Annotated in this window: 18 protein-coding genes; 6 read left to right on the top strand and 12 right to left on the bottom strand. The window is 73.1% G+C overall.

Features of this window, described 5'->3' with window-relative positions; translation table 11 throughout:
- The first annotated feature begins 10 nt into the window (after positions 1 to 10).
- The 3 genes from ACFWIC_RS06740 to ACFWIC_RS06730 all read left to right on the top strand — a co-directional run bounded on the left by ACFWIC_RS06740 (position 11) and on the right by ACFWIC_RS06730 (position 2,409).
- Positions 11 to 493, top strand: a complete 483-nt coding sequence (locus ACFWIC_RS06740) for a hypothetical protein (RefSeq protein ID WP_329950695.1) — start codon at positions 11 to 13, stop codon at positions 491 to 493.
- A 67-nt stretch (positions 494 to 560) separates the two neighbouring features.
- On the top strand, positions 561 to 1,898 hold the full coding sequence (locus tag ACFWIC_RS06735) for an AAA family ATPase (protein ID WP_380516470.1): 1,338 nt from the start codon (positions 561 to 563) through the stop codon (positions 1,896 to 1,898).
- Between the two features lie 4 nt (positions 1,899 to 1,902).
- On the top strand, positions 1,903 to 2,409 hold the full coding sequence (locus tag ACFWIC_RS06730; protein ID WP_380516468.1) for a hypothetical protein: 507 nt from the start codon (positions 1,903 to 1,905) through the stop codon (positions 2,407 to 2,409).
- Positions 2,410 to 2,535: 126 nt separating this feature from the next.
- Here the strand turns inward: ACFWIC_RS06730 and ACFWIC_RS06725 are convergent, their stop codons facing one another.
- The 4 genes from ACFWIC_RS06725 to ACFWIC_RS06710 all read right to left on the bottom strand — a co-directional run bounded on the left by ACFWIC_RS06725 (position 2,536) and on the right by ACFWIC_RS06710 (position 5,023).
- Positions 2,536 to 3,420, bottom strand: a complete 885-nt coding sequence (locus tag ACFWIC_RS06725) for an FAD-dependent oxidoreductase (protein ID WP_380516466.1) — start codon at positions 3,418 to 3,420, stop codon at positions 2,536 to 2,538.
- 64 nt (positions 3,421 to 3,484) lie between these two features.
- Positions 3,485 to 3,760: a hypothetical protein gene (locus tag ACFWIC_RS06720; RefSeq protein WP_380516463.1), complete on the bottom strand. Its 276-nt coding sequence runs from the start codon at positions 3,758 to 3,760 to the stop codon at positions 3,485 to 3,487.
- 96 nt (positions 3,761 to 3,856) lie between these two features.
- The gene (locus ACFWIC_RS06715) at positions 3,857 to 4,420 is read right to left on the bottom strand and encodes a GNAT family N-acetyltransferase (RefSeq protein ID WP_380516460.1); all 564 of its coding nucleotides are present in this window, start codon (positions 4,418 to 4,420) and stop codon (positions 3,857 to 3,859) included.
- Positions 4,421 to 4,525: 105 nt separating this feature from the next.
- A complete protein-coding gene (locus ACFWIC_RS06710; protein WP_380516457.1) occupies positions 4,526 to 5,023 on the bottom strand; it encodes a hypothetical protein in 498 nt (165 codons plus the stop codon).
- 310 nt (positions 5,024 to 5,333) lie between these two features.
- On the opposite strand from ACFWIC_RS06710, the gene ACFWIC_RS06705 reads away from it, so the two are divergent.
- Positions 5,334 to 6,938 (top strand): hypothetical protein, encoded by a 1,605-nt coding sequence (locus ACFWIC_RS06705; RefSeq protein WP_329950702.1) that lies wholly within the window; start codon positions 5,334 to 5,336, stop codon positions 6,936 to 6,938.
- A 96-nt stretch (positions 6,939 to 7,034) separates the two neighbouring features.
- On the opposite strand, the gene ACFWIC_RS06700 is transcribed toward ACFWIC_RS06705, so the two are convergent.
- Positions 7,035 to 7,907 (bottom strand): class I SAM-dependent methyltransferase, encoded by an 873-nt coding sequence (locus tag ACFWIC_RS06700; protein ID WP_380516454.1) that lies wholly within the window; start codon positions 7,905 to 7,907, stop codon positions 7,035 to 7,037.
- Between the two features lie 128 nt (positions 7,908 to 8,035).
- Between ACFWIC_RS06700 and ACFWIC_RS06695 the strand changes: the two genes are divergently transcribed.
- Positions 8,036 to 8,680 (top strand): PhzF family phenazine biosynthesis protein, encoded by a 645-nt coding sequence (locus ACFWIC_RS06695; protein ID WP_380516450.1) that lies wholly within the window; start codon positions 8,036 to 8,038, stop codon positions 8,678 to 8,680.
- Positions 8,681 to 8,803: 123 nt separating this feature from the next.
- Here the strand turns inward: ACFWIC_RS06695 and ACFWIC_RS06690 are convergent, their stop codons facing one another.
- The 5 genes from ACFWIC_RS06690 to ACFWIC_RS06670 form a co-directional block, all read right to left on the bottom strand.
- Entirely contained in the window at positions 8,804 to 9,433 is a 630-nt protein-coding gene (locus ACFWIC_RS06690) for a VanZ family protein (RefSeq protein ID WP_380516447.1), read from the bottom strand.
- Between the two features lie 256 nt (positions 9,434 to 9,689).
- Positions 9,690 to 10,055: a hypothetical protein gene (locus ACFWIC_RS06685; protein ID WP_329950706.1), complete on the bottom strand. Its 366-nt coding sequence runs from the start codon at positions 10,053 to 10,055 to the stop codon at positions 9,690 to 9,692.
- The gene (locus ACFWIC_RS06680; protein ID WP_380362119.1) at positions 10,052 to 11,566 is read right to left on the bottom strand and encodes an ATP-binding protein; all 1,515 of its coding nucleotides are present in this window, start codon (positions 11,564 to 11,566) and stop codon (positions 10,052 to 10,054) included. Before ACFWIC_RS06680 ends, ACFWIC_RS06685 begins: the two co-directional genes overlap by 4 nt.
- A 22-nt stretch (positions 11,567 to 11,588) precedes the next feature.
- On the bottom strand, positions 11,589 to 11,735 hold the full coding sequence (locus ACFWIC_RS06675) for a hypothetical protein (RefSeq protein WP_380516443.1): 147 nt from the start codon (positions 11,733 to 11,735) through the stop codon (positions 11,589 to 11,591).
- On the bottom strand, positions 11,732 to 12,409 hold the full coding sequence (locus ACFWIC_RS06670; RefSeq protein WP_327677620.1) for a response regulator transcription factor: 678 nt from the start codon (positions 12,407 to 12,409) through the stop codon (positions 11,732 to 11,734). Before ACFWIC_RS06670 ends, ACFWIC_RS06675 begins: the two co-directional genes overlap by 4 nt.
- A 485-nt stretch (positions 12,410 to 12,894) precedes the next feature.
- Between ACFWIC_RS06670 and ACFWIC_RS06665 the strand changes: the two genes are divergently transcribed.
- Positions 12,895 to 13,686, top strand: coding sequence for a SigE family RNA polymerase sigma factor (locus ACFWIC_RS06665; RefSeq protein WP_329950708.1), 792 nt, complete (start codon positions 12,895 to 12,897; stop codon positions 13,684 to 13,686).
- Positions 13,687 to 14,078: 392 nt separating this feature from the next.
- Here the strand turns inward: ACFWIC_RS06665 and ACFWIC_RS06660 are convergent, their stop codons facing one another.
- Both ACFWIC_RS06660 and ACFWIC_RS06655 read right to left on the bottom strand, forming a co-directional pair.
- The gene (locus ACFWIC_RS06660; protein ID WP_329882704.1) at positions 14,079 to 14,714 is read right to left on the bottom strand and encodes an ATP-binding protein; all 636 of its coding nucleotides are present in this window, start codon (positions 14,712 to 14,714) and stop codon (positions 14,079 to 14,081) included.
- Positions 14,715 to 14,784: 70 nt separating this feature from the next.
- The gene (locus tag ACFWIC_RS06655; protein WP_329950709.1) at positions 14,785 to 15,195 is read right to left on the bottom strand and encodes a hypothetical protein; all 411 of its coding nucleotides are present in this window, start codon (positions 15,193 to 15,195) and stop codon (positions 14,785 to 14,787) included.
- Positions 15,196 to 15,458: the final 263 nt, after the last annotated feature.

Here is a 15,458-nt window from a genome sequence, read left to right as displayed (position 1 = left end):
GATCTCACTGATGAACGCCGACACCTGGCGTATCCGACTCATCGTCCGCACCACCCAGGTCGGCGTCATCGGCGGGACCCTCTGGGGCGCCCTCGTCGCCCTCATCGCCTTCCGCTCCACCTCCGTACCCCTCGGCGCCATGGTCGGCCTCCTCGTCGGCACCTTCATCTCCATACCGACCGGCTCCCTCCTCTCCGCCCTCCCCAAGCGCCTCGCCTTCCACCACTTCTCCGCCCCCGCCCTCGGCGCCGTCCTCACCGGGACCGCCGGCTACCTCGTCCTCTCCCACGTCCTCGACGTGCCGCACGTCCTCTTCCGCGTCGGCGTCGCCTCCCTCTTCGTCCTCTCCACCGTCCTCGCGGCCACCGCCTTCCACTTCGCCGTCCGCACCCTCCGCCCCGGTGCACGCGGCAGCGAACAGCGCTTTCGTCGTGGTGGTGCGTACGAGCGACTGTTCCCGTGGCGCCACCGCTCACCGTTGGACGGCCTGTAATCGCTACTGCTTAGCTGGGGTGACGACAGTTCCAGGTCGGAGCGAGCGAGCGAGAGAGAGGTGCCCGGTGGAGACTCCCCGCCTGGAGGAGGTACGCCTGACCTCCTTCAAGAGCTTCACCGGCCAGTGCCTGCCCCTCCGCGACCTCACGGTACTGATCGGCCGCAACGGCAGCGGGAAGTCCAACGCGCTGGACGGGCTGGTGGTGCTGTCCCGTCTTGCTCTGGGCGAGCCGGTGCATGACGCCCTGGACGGGCCACGGAGCGGCGGTGAGGAACCGATCCGCGGTGGCGCCGAGGGGTGCGCGCCGCTCGGGGCGGAGAGCTTCGCGCTCGGTTGCCGCGTGCGATCCGGTGAGGCGGTCTTCGATCTCGATGTGGAGATCGCTGTGCACCCCGAGGTGCGGATCCTGAGCGAGCAGCTGACGGCTGTGGAGGGAGTGCGCTACGGCAGCCGCCGACTCGCCGCCGGCCGTTCGCTGCTGGCCAGTAGCCCTCCGGACCCGCGCCGCAGCGACCTGAAAGTCCGCTACTTCAACGGACTGCGAGGTACTGATCCGGGGATCCCCTTCGCCGCCGACCGCTTGCTGACGAGTCAGGTCCCGGTGAGGCTGCCTGCGACGACGGAAGCGACCAAGCTGGTACACCGCGCTGCGCAGGACGTTCTTTCCGTCCTGCGGGAAGTGTTCCTACTGGATCCGGTTCCACACCTCATGCGGCAGTACGTCAACAGGCGTGACACGGAGCTCAGACGAAGTGCCAACAACCTCAGCGCAGTGGTGGAGAACCTGGCCGAGACCGATCTCCAAGCCTTCGGACGGCTCACGGAACTCGTGGCGGGTATGCCCGAGTACCCGGTGATGGGCATCAGCAGCGTCGACACACGGATCGGCGATGTCCAACTGGTGCTGCGCGAGTCCGGCTATCACGGCGAGGAGCACGATGTTCCGGCGCGACTCCTCAGTGACGGCATGCTGCGGTTCCTGGCGTTCGGCACCGCGCTGCTCAGCGCTCCCGTCTCCTGCGATGGCGAGGAGCCTGCGCAGGCCCAGCGGCATCTGGTGATCGAGGAGATCGAGAACGGCCTCTACCCCACGCAGGCCGCGCGCGTACTACGGCTGATGAAGGAGGAATCGGTGCGGCGAAGCGTCGATGTTCTCTTCACCACCCACAGCCCGGCACTGCTCAATTCCCTTGCCGCGCAGGATCACTCAGGTGTGGTCGTGTGCAGCCGTGACCAGGAGTCCGGGGAGAGCATTCTGACTCGCCTCACGGATCTGCCGGGCTACGTCGATCTGTTGGCGGCCGGAGACCTGGGCGATGCAATCACCAAGGGCCGACTGCCGGAAGCGATCCGTCCCCGGGACGGCATGACCAGCGTCGAGGACTTCCTGAGGAGCCTGTGAGCCCGTGAGCGACCAGCGCAGGTCAGGGCTCCAACTGCCTGTCGTCGACTTCCTCGACACCTCGATCCTTGTCGAGATCCTCGACGTGCCTCACATGAACGGCCATCGCGCCGAGATCCTGGCGCAGATGGATGTCCGGCTGAAGGCCAGGGTGCGCTTCGTCCTGCCGACCGCGACGGTGATCGAGACCGGTAACCACGTCTTCCAGATCAAGGACGGGACGGCCCGTCGCGCCTGCGCCACCAGTTTCATGAGCATGCTGCGCAAGACAGCGTCCGGCGAGGCCCCTTGGAAGCTGCACGAGCGGACCTGGGACGGCGCCTTTCTCAGCCTGCTATGCGGGGGCGGGGCCACCGGCATGGGTCTGGCGGATCATGCGGTTCGTCAACAGCTCGGCACCGGCGATCTGAGCATCGTCGCCGAGCGGGACCTGTACGCATCCCGGGTGCAGGCCGACGTCCGTATCTGGACACTGGAAGCCACGATGGGCACGTGGGCCGAACTCGCCTGAGGTCGAACGTCACGGTCCTCGCTCTCTGCGCAGGAAGTCGGCCGATCCGACTTCCTGCGCAGCCACCGCCGCCGCCGATGTCCGCCGACCGGCGGACTCGGACGTTGCGGGGTGCTGGTCCTCAGCTCAACTGCCGAGCCTCAGCGCGTAGTAGACGTTCAGGGCGGACTCCGCACCCGAGCCGGTGGCGGTCATGATGCGCTGGCCCCGCGCGGACCGGAGGTCCCCGGCGGTGAGGACGCGGGGGTGCTGCCGTTCGGGCGGGCAGTAGCCGTCCTCGCCCCGTACCAACGCTCCGGGCACGGCGGCCGGGCGGCAGCCGAGGTTCACGAAGACCGCGTCGGCGTCGAAGGCGCCCAACTCGTCTGCCGTGAAACGGCCGTCGACCGTCCGGCGGAGGTCGAGCGAAGCGACCTCCCGCAGGGTCACCCGGCCCTCCCCGCGCACCTCGTCGGCCTTGTAGGCGTCCGCCGGCGGGTGCGGCACCACCAGGCGGAGCGGGACGTCCGGGTGGGCGCGCAGCAGCGTGCCGAGGGGGCGGTCGGCACCGAGGACGAGGGCGGGGCGACCGGAGAGGGAGACGGCGTCCGCCTCCCACACCGGAGGGATCGGGCCGGCGTCGGAGGTGATCCACTCCGCCTCCTCCGGGAGCGCCGCCCGGACGCCGGTCGCGACCACCGCGTACCGCGCGCGGACCGAAGTGCCTGAGGCCAGGCGCACGGTGACCCCGCCGTCGTCCGCCTGCAACTCCTCCGCCGCGTCGCCCGTGCGGACCTCGCACAGCTCGTGCACCCGCCGTACGTCCGCCGCGACGGCGTCCGCGAACGCCCCGCCGGTCGCGAAGCCGAGGACGTTCTCCACCGCCGGCACCCGGCGGAGCGTGTGCGCCGGCTCGTGCCGCTCGATCAGCACCGACCGCAGCCCCACGCTCGCCGCCATCACCGCCGCCGCGCAGCCCGCCGGGCCACCACCGACGATCACCAGGTCGTGCGTCACCGCCTCCGGCGTCACCGGCGCTCCTGTCAGCACTGTCCGACCAACTCCTCCGCCGTCACCGACCGTCGCGCTCCCACCCTTACAGGAACTGATGGACGATGCCCGCTGCCGCGTACCCGTTGACGATTCCGATGACCACGGCGATGCCGACCTTCCGGTCCGAGGCGTACGACATCGTGGTGCCGATGGCCAGGAACAGGGCCCCGGCCGCGAGGGAGCGCCAGTCGGTGAGCGGCTCCATCGTTCCCCTCAGGTGGAGTCCGACGAACAGCAGGAAGGAGGCGAGGACGGTGACGAGCATCCACCTCTCGAATCCCGGCAGCGTGCGGTTGGTCCGCTGGTTCTCGCCCGACATCCGATGCGCCCTCCCCGGCACGGCTGTGTCCCGGGTGCCATTGCATCGTGTGCCGGGGCGTTTGTCGCGGGGGCTTCCGGCCGTTGCGGGGGAAGTTCAGCGTTCCCAGGACCGGGGCCGGTCCTGGGCCTCCCAGTCCGGGCGGAGGAGGGCGAGCATGGCGATGTCGTGGCGCCGCCCCCGGTGGAAGCAGGCGGAGCGGCGGACGCCCTCCTGGACGAAGCCGGCGCGGGCGAGGGTCGCGAGCCCCGGGGCGTTGGTGGTGTGGGGAATCGCTTCGAGGCGGTGCAGCGGGAGTTCGCCGAAGGCGAGGTCGACCAGGGCGTCGAGGGCGGCGGCACCGTAACCGTGGCCCCGTTGCTCGGGAGCGACGAGGAAGCGGACGCAGGCCAGGCCGTCCACCATGTCCTGGTCGGCCAGGACGGCGGAGCCGACCGGGGTGCCGTCCGGGAGCACGACGAGGAAGCCGTCGTGGTCGGAGTCCTCGATGTCCTGCTCGATCCGTTCGCGGACGGCCGACAAGGGGCGCGGCCAGTGGCCGAGTTCGTGCGCCGCCACGGGGTCGGAGCGCCAGGAGTACAGCAACTCGGCGTCGTCCACGTCGAGCGGGACGAGGGTGATGGCGGGGGTGGTGGCCTCGGGCGCGCGGGTGCTGGTCATGGGCGGATGGTAGGGCGGGGCGGGCGGGGCGACCACCGGAATGCCGCGCCGCCCGCCGGGCGCGCCGAACGGCGCGGCCCGGCGGACGGCGGTGGGCCGGGTGGGTCAGCCCTGCTGCGGGCCCTGCGGCTGGGCCGGCTGGTACGGGGCGGCCGGCTGGTAGGGGGCGGCGGGCTGGTACGGCTGGGCCTGGTGCTGCGGGGCGGCCTGCTGGTGGGGCTGCTGGTACGGAGCGGCCGGCGGGTACGGAGCGGCCTGGTGCTGACGCGCGGTCGGGTTGTACTGCGGGGCGTTCGGCACCGGCACCGGCTGCGGGGCGGTCGCGTTGGAGCGCTCGGCCAGCGCCTTCACCGAATTGGCGATCAGCACCACCGGCAGGATGAAGGCCTGGAAGAAGATCCGGTACTCGCCGCCCTCGAAGACGAACCCGAGGTAGTACGCGTACCCGACGAAGGCTATGCCGGCGACGATGTTGAGGATGCGCCAGCCGAGCTTCACCCCGCCGAGGTTGATGGCGCCGAGGACCACCATGGCGATGCCGCTGACGGCCAGCAGCACGACGTACCAGGAGAAGAGGGGCTCGGCGTCGAAGTCGAAATTCAAGGGAGGTTCCTGTGGGTGAGTGAGGAAGAGCGGCTGATGGGGACGAGTGCGCACAGTACTGGAGTCCACCGACAGTCGTCCTCACGATTTCGCCACGGTGTCATCGCCGAATCCACCCGGCGAACCCGCCGTTCACCCCTTGAAAACCGCTCAGGAAGCGTCAGTGCGTTCGGATATGATGCGGCCGTCGCTGGTGGTTGGGGGGCGAAGCAGCGACCCGGGTGAGAGTCCCGGTGCGGCCTCCCACCTCGGCGAACCGCCTGCTGCCGGGTTCCGTCGGGTTCGCCCGCCTTCCTCCCATGAGGTCCCCTTGCGTACTCAGCACCGCAGATCCCTCGCCCTGGCCGCCGCGGCGACCCTGGTCTCGGGTGCCGCCCTCGCCGCCGCGCCCGCCGCTTCCGCACTTCCGCGCCCCGCCAAGGCCGACACGGTCCGCAGCGCCCAGGGACAGGGCGTCCCGGGCCCCGGCGTCCAGGAACAGCGCAGCCCCGTCACGGTCACCCTCGACGGCTTCCCCCGCGGCTTCACCGCGGGCGGCCTCGCGGCGGAGTTCACCGCCACGCTCCGCAACTCCGCCGACCACGCCGTCGACGTCACCACCGGGTTCACCGTCGCGAACGGCGACTCGGGGATCCGCGAGACCCAGCTCCGGCTGGAGTTCCAGCCGCCCGGCGGAGCGCAGTGGAAGCCCGCCACGCCCAACCCGGGGGCCGCCGTCGGGGCGACCTGGACGCTCGACGCCTTCAACTCCCGGCTGAGCCTGCCCGCCGGGGGCTCGGCGACGTACCGGCTGCGTCTCGCCGTCACCGCCGACGCTCCCGCCGGTCGGGCGACCGCCGCGCTGAACGCCGTCGTCTCGGACCCGACGCTGCCGCCGGAGAACCGGATCTCCAGCGCGAGCAGCCCGTTCTCCGAGTTCGTCACCACGGCGGCGGGCGGCAGCGCGACCCCCACGCCCGCCCCCGCGCCCGGTGTGCCGTTCCTCGCCCTGGACGCGGTGCCGGTCTCCTTCACCGCGGGCGGCGAGGCGAAGCCGTTCCGCCTGTCGCTCACCAACCGCAGCGGCAAGGAGATCGCCTTCCTGCCCGAGCTGACCTTCCGGGGGCGGGCCCTGCCCACCGCCGAGGGGACCCGGCTGGAGTTCCAGACGGCCGAGGGCGAGTGGCTCCCGGCGGTCGACCAGGGCTCGTCCGCGGCGGGGCGGCTCACGCTCACCCTGCGCACGGGGGACAAGGACAGCGGCCTCGTCCGGCTGCGCGACGGCGAGTCCCGGACGGTCAACGTCCGGCTGGCGTTCGCACAGGACGTGCCGGCCGGCGTGCTGTCGCTGGTGTTCACCGGTCTCAGCCTCCCCCAGGGCGGCGGGAACGGGTCCGGGGCGACGGCCACCAGCTCGGCGGTCGACATCACGGTGGCCGGCGCCGCGCCGTCCACGCCGCAGGCCCCGCAGGCGGCGCCCAGCACGGTGGGCACCGCCCCGGTCGCCGAGCCGACCGCGCCGTCCGTCGCCCCGGCGGGCCCGCCCGCCGCCACCGCGCCCGCGGTCGGCCTCGCGGCGGTCACGTCTCCGGCGCCGTCGACCAGCGCGCCGGTCGTGCAGGCGGCCGACGCCACGCCGACCGCGCCCGCCGCACCGGCCCCGGCCGTCACCGTGACCGTGGCGGCGGCCCCGCTGCCGCCCGCCGACCTGGCGACGACGGGCGGCGACTCCTTCAACGCACCGATGGCGATCACCGGGGGCACCGCGATAGCGATGGGCATCGGCACGCTGCTCGTGGCCCACCGCCGCCAGCAGCTCCGCCCGGCGGCCCGGCCGTCCCGCCCGGCGGCGGGCCCGGCGGCCGGTCCTGCGGGTCCGCCCGGCCCGGCCGGTCCGGTCGGCAGGCCCGGCCCCGGCGGGCCGACGGGGGGCTGAGCCCGGCGGGCGCGTCCGGTACGTCCGGCGCGCCCGCTTCGAGCACTGCCGGGACCTACCGGGAGCTGTCGGGACCTACGCGGGACCTGCCGGGGCCTACCGGGCGGCGACGGTCGCGCGGGCGAGTACGGACAGCTCGAAGGGGCGGAGCGCGTCGGTGCGTTCCCACTCCGCCGGGCCGACCGTCTCGTGCTGCCGGACGTACTCGACCGGGCGGAGCCCGTGCGCGCACAACAGGCGGTCCATCTGCTCGACGCCGAGGAAGGTCCGCCAGGGCTCGCCCTGCTCGGCGGTCGCGGCCATCACCGCCTCCGCGTACGCCGCACCCGTCTCGTCGCGCTGTTCGGGCGGCAGGAGGTGTTCCACCACGAGTTCGGTGCCGGGGGCGAAGCCGCCGACGGCGTCCAGGGTCCGGCCGATCGCCTCCCGGGTGAGGTACATCGTGACCCCGAGCCAGCCGACCAGTGCGGGCCGGTCGAGGTCGAAGCCGGACCGGACGAGCCCGTCGGTCAGTGACCGGGCGGACATCTGCTCGAAGTCCACCGGGACGAGGGCGGTGGAGGGCGGCAGCGGCGTCCCCGTCGCGAGCAGCAGCTCCCGCTTCCACTCCTGGGCCGCAGGGCGGTCGACCTCGAACACCCCGACCCGGCCTGCGAGTTCGGACCGGTAGGCGAAGGAGTCGAGCCCGGCGCCGAGGATCACGTACTGGTCGATCCCGAGGGTGGCGAGCCCGGCGAGCCGGTCCTCGGTGTAGCGGCTGCGGGTGACGGCCGTGGTCCGTGCGCCGGCCAGGACGGGGTGGCTGCCGTAGGACCGGTGATAGCCGAGGAGTTCGTCGGCGTGCTCAGCGAGAAACGTGTGGGCCACGGTGTCGGAGAGGATTGCGGGGGCGTCGTCGACGAGGAGATGCGCCGCGCGTGCCGCAGCCGCCATGAGAGCCGTCCGGCTCGGTTGTCCGTTGTTCACCATGAAAGCGGACATTACCGATAGATTTTGACAGTATATCACAAATTTAAATATTTCGGAAGTTTATTCAGGCGGTATTTCGATAACGAATTCGGCTCCGGAGCGGGATCCGATCGGACGAGGGTGAGCAGATGACCGACCACGAAGTGCTGCACGTGTTCTGCGGACCGGACGGCGGGTACGGCAACCTGCTCGGCGTCGTCCGCGACGGGGCAGCCCTTCCCGCCGAGGCCGACCGGCAGGCGTTCGCCCGCGAGCTCGGCTTCAGCGAGACGGTGTTCGTCGACGACCCGGAGCGCGGCGCCGTCGACATCTACACGCCCACCCTCCGCCTGCCCTTCGCCGGGCACCCGTGCGTCGGCGCCGCCTGGCTGCTCGGCGTGGACCGGCTGGTCACCCGGGCCGGCGCGGTCGACGTCCGGCACGACGGCGCGTTCACCCGGATCGCGGCGCCCGCCGCCTGGGCGCCGCCGCGCACGCTCCGGCGCCACGGCTCACCGGCCGAGGTGGACGGGTTGGCGGTGCCGCCGCCGGGTGAGTGGATCTACGCCTGGGCCTGGGTGGACGAGGCGGCCGGTACCGTCCGCGCCCGCGCCTTCCCCGGCCGGGACGACGGCATCGACGAGGACGAGGCCACCGGCGTTGCCGCCCTCCTCCTCACCGCCGAGCTGGGCCGTGATCTGACGATCACCCAGGGGTGCGGTTCGCAGATCGTCACCGGGATCCGCGACGGCGGCCTGATCGAGGTCGGCGGCCGGGTCCGCAGGGCGGACTGAGCTCGGGCGGACCGGGGCGGGGCGGACCGGGGTGGGGCGGACCGGGGTCGGACCGACTGCCGAGGAGGGTGTCTTGTCGGAGGAGACGCAGTTCGCGGGGTGCCCGGCGGGCGGCGTCGGGCTTCAGTGACCGCGGCCCGCGACGGGCTCCGCGTAGACGGCGGGCGCAGAGGTGGGCGCGGCGGTGGGTGCGGCTGCCGGGGCCTGAACCCGGGCGGACACCGTGGGCCGTGACGCCGTGGACCTCGGTGCCGGGGCCCTCGGTGCCGGGGCCCGGGGGGCCGTCGCGCGGCGGAGGAGGAGGGAGCGTCCGGCGGGGACCAGGGCGAGGTGGGTGATGCCGACGCCGACGACCGCGAGCAGGATGTGGTCCACGTTGAGGACGTGGCCCGGGGCCCAGGAGGAGAGGAACTCCAGGGCGGTGGCCAGCAGGGCCGAGGCGCCGGTGGTGCGGAGGAAGGACAGCAGCCAGGGTGCTCGGAGACGACCTCCGGCGAGCGGCAGCAGGAGGCCGAGCGGGGCGGGCAGGAGCAGTTCGCCGAGGACCTGTCCCAGGCTGGAGGAGTGCAGGGAGGCCAGCGGCGTCAGGTTGGCGTCGTACACCCAGGCCACCGGCAGCGGGCGCAGCACCAGCCAGCCGACCAGGACCAGATGGAGGGTGAGGCCGAGGAGGCCCACCACCCGGAGTGGGTGGTGGACGGCCGTCGCACGCCCGGTGTGGGCGGCTGTCGGCCGCCCGGTCTCGGTCCGCACGCCGGCACGCTCTGCGCGTGTCCTGGTGCCATCTCGCTGCACGGGAGGAAGGACGTGGGCCGACGGCGCGACGGTTCCACGGCCGGTGCGAACTTTGTGCTGCACGCCGGAGCAGGTCCGGGACGGCGCGCCGGAGCCGCGCGCCGGAGCGAACCCGGAGCCGCTCCGGGGCGCGAGAGGCGGCAAGGGGCGCGCGGGAAGGGGTGGGGGCGGCCGAGTGGATGCCCGGTGGACCCGCAGGCCCGCCGGGCGCCCCTCAGCGGCAGGGTGCCGCGGTCGACGGCGAGGTCGACGGCACCGCGCTGAACGCGTTGTCGGCCGGGGGTGTGGACGGCGTCACCACCACCGGCGACGGCGAGGCCACCCCCGCGCGCGCCGGGGCCGACACCTTCCCCGGCTCGGGGGACCGCGTCGGCGTCACCGCCGCAGGGGGGACGGCGGCGGACGACGGCGTGCCGGGCGCCGTGGGTATCTGCGCGACCGTGGGGCAGGCGGTCCGGCTGGCCGGTGCCCCCGCGTCCACCGGGACGGCGGTGGGGCGGATGCCGCAGCCCGCCGCCAGTACGGCCAGGCCCAGCAGGGCGGCGGCACCGAAGGACCGCCGGTCGAAGGGACGTCTCACTGGGCACTCTCCTCGGGGGCGTCGGCCGGCGGCGGGGGTGGCGGCGACACCGGCAGCGTCAGCGTGAACACCGCACCCACCTCCCCGTTGGCGGCCGTGATCGTCCCCCCGTGGATCTGCGCGTTGGCCATCGCGATGGAGAGGCCGAGACCGCTGCCCTCCGACCGCGCCCGCCCCTTGTCGGCCTTGTAGAACCGGTCGAACACGTGCGGCAGCACGTCCTCGGGGATGCCGGGGCCGCTGTCGGACACCTCGACGACCACCGAGTCCGGGGTCTCCCGCACCCGCACCCGCACCGGCGAGCCGCCGTGCTTGAGCGCGTTGCCGATCAGGTTGGCGAACACCACGTCCAGCCGGCGCGGGTCGACCACGGCCCGGACCCCGCGCGGGGCGTCCAGCTCGACCGCGTCGTACCAGGCCCGGCCGTCGATGCAGGACATGATCAGGTCGGCGATGTCCACCTCGTCGGCGACCAGCTTGGCCGTGCCGGCGTCGAAGCGGGTCACCTCCATCAGGTTCTCCACCAGGTCGGACAGCCGCCGGGTCTCGCTGACCACCAGCCGGACGGCCGGCTCGATCATCGGGTCGAGCGACTCCGCCTCGTCCTCCAGGATGTCCGTCACGGCGGTCATCGCGGTCAGCGGGGTGCGCAGTTCGTGCGACATGTCGGCGACGAACCGCCGGCTCTGCGCCTCGCGCGCGCTCAGCTCCTCGACCTGCTCGTGCAGCGACTCGGCCGTCCGGTTGAACGTGCGCGCCAGATCCGCGAGCTCGTCCGAACCCTCGACCTCCAGGCGGGTGTCGAGGTGGCCCTCGCCGAGCCGCCGGGCCGCGTCGCCGAGCCGCTTGACCGGCCGCAGCACCGTCGCCGACGCGGCCTGCGCGAGCAGCGCCGAGCCGATCAGCGCCAGCAGGGTGGCGATCGCCAGCGACCAGCCGAGGGTGTTGAGGTCGGCCCGCTCGTTCTCCAGCGACTTGAACATGTACGCCGTCGGACCGGTCGACACCACCTTGGTCCCGCCGATCACGAACGGCCGGCCGTCGAGGTTCTGTCGCTGCCAGTAGAGGTGGTACGTGTACGGGTTGGACTCGGTGATCTCGCGCGGCTTGGCGACGGCGGTCTGCAACGGGGTCGGGACGTTGGCGAGCGAGTACCGCGCCGGATCGGAGGAGGCGATGCAGTCCGGCAGGGCGGGGTCGACGACGACCACGTCGTAGGTGAGTCCGGAGCTGGCGACGTAGCCGGCGAGGTCGATCAGGTCGTGACAGGTCGCCTTCAGCGGCAGGTTCGAGACGTTGCGGCTGAGGGAGACCCGGAAGTCGTTGAGCGCGGTGTCCTGGGCGCGCTTGAGCACCGCGTCCCGGTTCAGCCAGTACGCGATGCCGGAGGCCGAGACGGCGGTGAGCAGGGCGACCGCGGCGAACACCGCGATCAGCCGCACCCGAAGGGAGCGCAGCCGTCGCCACGGGCCCGAGGAGAACCGCCGGGTCGTCGTCTGATGGTCAGTCACGGGAGCCTGTCGTTGCGGAAGTTCAGTGCGGGGGTCGGGATATCGCCGGGCCGGTGGGGTGTCCGGTGGAGTGCCCGGCGGGGCGGGTGCCGGTGAAGGCACCCGCGGTGGCGCCGATGGGGGCGGCGGTCGGAGTGGCGATCGGTGCGCTGGTCGGGGTGGCGGTCACGCCGGTGGGTCCAGCCGGTAGCCGACCCCGCGCACCGTGCGGATCAGCGTCGGCGCCGAGGGCACGTCCTCCACCTTGGCCCGCAGCCGCTGGACGCAGGCGTCCACCAGCCGGGAGTCGCCCAGGTAGTCGTGCTCCCAGACGAGACGCAGCAACTGCTGCCGGGAGAGCGCCTGCCCGGGTCGCCGGCTGAGCTCCAGCAGCAGCCGCAGCTCGGTCGGGGTGAGCTGGAGGTCCGCGCCGTCCTTGGTGACCGTCATCGCCGCCCGGTCGATCACCACCGTGCCGTAGACGGAGGAGTCCGAGCTCTCCCGCTCGCCGCGCCGGAGCACGGCCCGGATCCGGGCGTCCAGCACCCGTGGCTGCACCGGCTTGACCACGTAGTCGTCCGCGCCCGATTCCAGGCCGACCACCACATCGATGTCGTCGGAACGGGCGGTGAGCAGGATGATCGGCAGCTGGTCGGTCCGGCGGATCCGGCGGCAGACCTCGAAGCCGTCGATTCCGGGCAGCATCACGTCCAGCACGATGAGGTCCGGCCGCTGCTCCTTGAAGAGCCTCAGACCGTCCTCGCCGGACGCGGCGGTGGCCACGCGGTGGCCCTGGCGGGTGAGGGCGAGTTCGAGGCCGGTCCGGATGGCGTCGTCGTCCTCGATCAGAAGGAGGAAAGGCACGGGCTCATTCTGGCTCACCCGGAGCGGCGAATCACCCCCCACTCGCCCCTGCCGTCACCCGCCCCCGTCCCCCACCGCCCGACCGGGAACCGGAACCCGAGCCACCGGCGTCCGTCAACGGCGGGAGGCCGAGCACGACAAAAGGCCCGGCCCTGTGACAGCCCTGTGACAGTCGACGGACAGCGTCATCACAACCGGCGGGCAAGATTTTCGATGTCGCCGCAGGACAGCGGGCCAACTGGCCGGCTGGAAGGCGGCAACGGAACCGCTCGTACCGAACAAGGGGGCGCACGATGAACGCCATGCTTCAGACCCGGACCAACCCGGCTGTCGGCACCGCGCGTTCGTCAGCGAACACCCACAGGACCCGGTTCGAGGTCAGGACCGACGAGACCTCCGGTGCCGTGATCGTACGGGGGTGCGCACACAGCACCGGTGGAAGTACTGCCGCACGCCGGGTGAGCGGCGGCGGCAGGACGGGGGAGATGTACGGGATCGGCCGTCGGGGGAACGCGGCCGACTCCGGCAACACCCTCACGCTGCGGGGGATCCTCCCCGTCCGCGTCGAGGGCACGGACGCCCCGGGGGGGAACCGGGGCATCGGGGGGACCGGCCTGCGGAAGGCCGACTCGGGGGAGTCGGCCGGCCGCGAGGCCGCCGGTGCGACGCTGCTGCGGCTGAACCCCGCGGCGGCGCGCACCACCGAAGTGGCACAGGGCGGCGCGCGGGAGGAGCGCCCGGCCGTCGCGGAGGACCACATCACGGAGTTCACCGCGTACGTGCGCGAGCGTCGCGCCTCTCTGTACGCCACCGCGTACCACCTCACAGGTGACCGCTACGAGGCCGAGGACCTGCTGCAGAGCGCGCTCTTCAGCACCTACCGGGCCTGGGGCCGGATCACCGACAAGGCGGCGGTCGGGGGCTACCTCCGCCGCACCATGACCAACCTGCACATCTCCGCCTGGCGGCGCCGCAAGGTCAGCGAGTACCCGACCGAGGAGCTGCCGGAGACGGTCGGCGACACCGACGCGATGGGCGGCACCGAGCTGCGTGCCGTGCTCTGGCAGGCGCTGGCCAAGCTGCCGGAGAACCAGCGGACCATGCTGGTGCTCCGCTACTACGAGGGCAAGACCGACCCGGAGATCGCCGACGTGCTCGGCATCAGCGTCGGCACGGTCAAGAGCAGCATCTGGCGCGCGCTGCGCCGGCTGCGCGACGACGAGCAGCTGAACACCTCGGGCGACACCGGCCGGGCCTTCGGCGAGCTGGTCGCGTAAGGGCCGCAGGGGGCCGCTCCAGGGCGGTCGCAGGGGCCGCCGAGGGCGGCCCCGGGAATGACTCCCGTCGGGGGACGGGTAGCAGGACGGACACGGCACGGAGGCGCCGGCTCGGGGGAGCGGCGCCGCCGGGGGAGGCCGGGACCGTCCGGGGAAGGCGGCGGGCCCGGTGCGGGGGAGACGCACCGGGCCCGCCGTTTCCGTTTTCCCGTTCTCGGGCTGCGCCGTGAGGCAGACCGCGCGGTGGCCGGCCGTGACGTGGAGCCGACCGTGACGTGGAGCCGGGCGTGCCGCGAAGGCCGGTCGTGCCGCGAAGCCGTGAGGCCGGCCGTCCGGGGCTCCGGGCCGCCGTGGGCGGCCGCAGCGGGTCCGGCCCGGCCCCTGTCCGGACGTCAGACGGCGGAGAGCTCCTGGGAGGCCGCCACGCGGATCCGGCGCTCGGCCTCCGGCCCGGCGCAGGGGTGCGCGCCCAGCGCGACCTGCCGGCCGATGATGGTGCGCTCGGCGCGCATCAGCCGCCAGCCGCGCCGCACCAGTACCGGAAGCGACTTCCGGCCCTCGCGCACGTCCCGGCGCAGCCGCCGCCAGGCGGTGGTGAGCGGACCGTTGCGCAGGCAGAGGGCGTCACCCAGCAGGCCCTCGGCGGCGCATTCGCCGACGATCTCGGCGGCGAAGATGCCCTCGGCGACGAACGCACCGGCCCCGTCGAGGTCCAGTACCCGGGTGGCGATCCGTCCGTTGTCCGGGATCGAGTACACCGGCACCTCGGCCCGGCCGGTCCCGTACAGGTCGCGGATGGCCGCGACGGCCTGCTCGCGGTGCCAGGAGAGCGGGGAGTCCCAGTCGACCGCGCCGTCGGGCAGCAGCGGGAGGGTGGGGTCGTCGCCGTCCTTGTAGAAGTCGTCGAGCTGGAGCACCGGCAGGGCGCTGCGCTCGGCGAGCGAGGACTTCCCCGAACCGGAGGGCCCGGAGAGCAGGACCACCCGGGCGCGGGCTATCGGCACAGGGTTCAGCGGGGAGTCACTCACGGGACACCAGTCTGACGCATCCGGGGCGGATGCCGAAACCGGTCGGACCGAACTGTCCGCATCCGTCGGGTCAGACGGTCTTGAGGACCTCCGGCGCGGTGAGTGCGGCGTGCACCAGCGGCAGGTAGCGGCTGTCGACCTGGAGGTAGACGGGGTGGCCGTCGCCGGGCGGGCGGTAGGCGGTGGCGGCCCAGTCCTGGTCGTGCCAGGTGCCGGGCTCGGGGTCGTGGAAGGTGCCCCCGGCGGCCAGTTCGGTGCGACCGCCCTCGGACGGGCCGAAGGTCACGACGGCGGCCCCGGGGGTGATGCGGAGCTTGCCGTTGACGTAGACGGGCTGCCAGCCGGGACGTTCGGAGCGGGCCGAGCAGGGGACCTTCGCGGTGCGGCCGGCGGCGAGGCGGCGGCGGGCACGGGCCACGAACAGCTTGCGGAGGAACCCGTCCGCGAACAGCGCCATCATCTCCGCCACGAATTCACCCACGGCAGCGTCCCCCTTGATCGTTTCCGGTACGGGCGATTCTGGCCCGGGGTGCGACCGGGCGGGGACCACCGAACGGCTCGACGTCCCGCGACGAAAGTCGCGCGGACGGAGGGGTGGGCCGGGAAGGGGGGCGAGCCGGGAGGGCGAGGGCCGGGAAGGGCCGCGCCCGGCCCGGAAAACCGACGGACCCGCGCCAGGGGGGGAGAGGCGCGGGTCCGTCCTGTGACCGTCCGGGCCCTGGGGGGGTGAGGGCACTGGGGACG

Origin of the sequence: Kitasatospora sp. NPDC127035 (assembly GCF_042726075.1) — a bacterium.
GTDB lineage: Bacteria > Actinomycetota > Actinomycetes > Streptomycetales > Streptomycetaceae > Kitasatospora.
The sequence above is the reverse complement of the archived record's forward strand: the minus strand, read 5'-3'. Positions and strand labels throughout refer to the sequence as shown.

What these genes read in the sequence shown, in the direction of transcription:
- ACFWIC_RS06740 (WP_329950695.1), top strand. Translation starts at nt 11, where the DNA reads ATGAACGCCGACACCTGGCGTATCCGACTCATCGTCCGCACCACCCAG.
- ACFWIC_RS06700 (WP_380516454.1), bottom strand. Translation starts at nt 7,907, where the DNA reads ATGGTGAACAACGGACAACCGAGCCGGACGGCTCTCATGGCGGCTGCG.
- ACFWIC_RS06665 (WP_329950708.1), top strand. Translation starts at nt 12,895, where the DNA reads ATGTACGGGATCGGCCGTCGGGGGAACGCGGCCGACTCCGGCAACACC.
- ACFWIC_RS06715 (WP_380516460.1), bottom strand. Translation starts at nt 4,420, where the DNA reads ATGACCAGCACCCGCGCGCCCGAGGCCACCACCCCCGCCATCACCCTC.
- ACFWIC_RS06720 (WP_380516463.1), bottom strand. Translation starts at nt 3,760, where the DNA reads ATGTCGGGCGAGAACCAGCGGACCAACCGCACGCTGCCGGGATTCGAG.
- ACFWIC_RS06695 (WP_380516450.1), top strand. Translation starts at nt 8,036, where the DNA reads ATGACCGACCACGAAGTGCTGCACGTGTTCTGCGGACCGGACGGCGGG.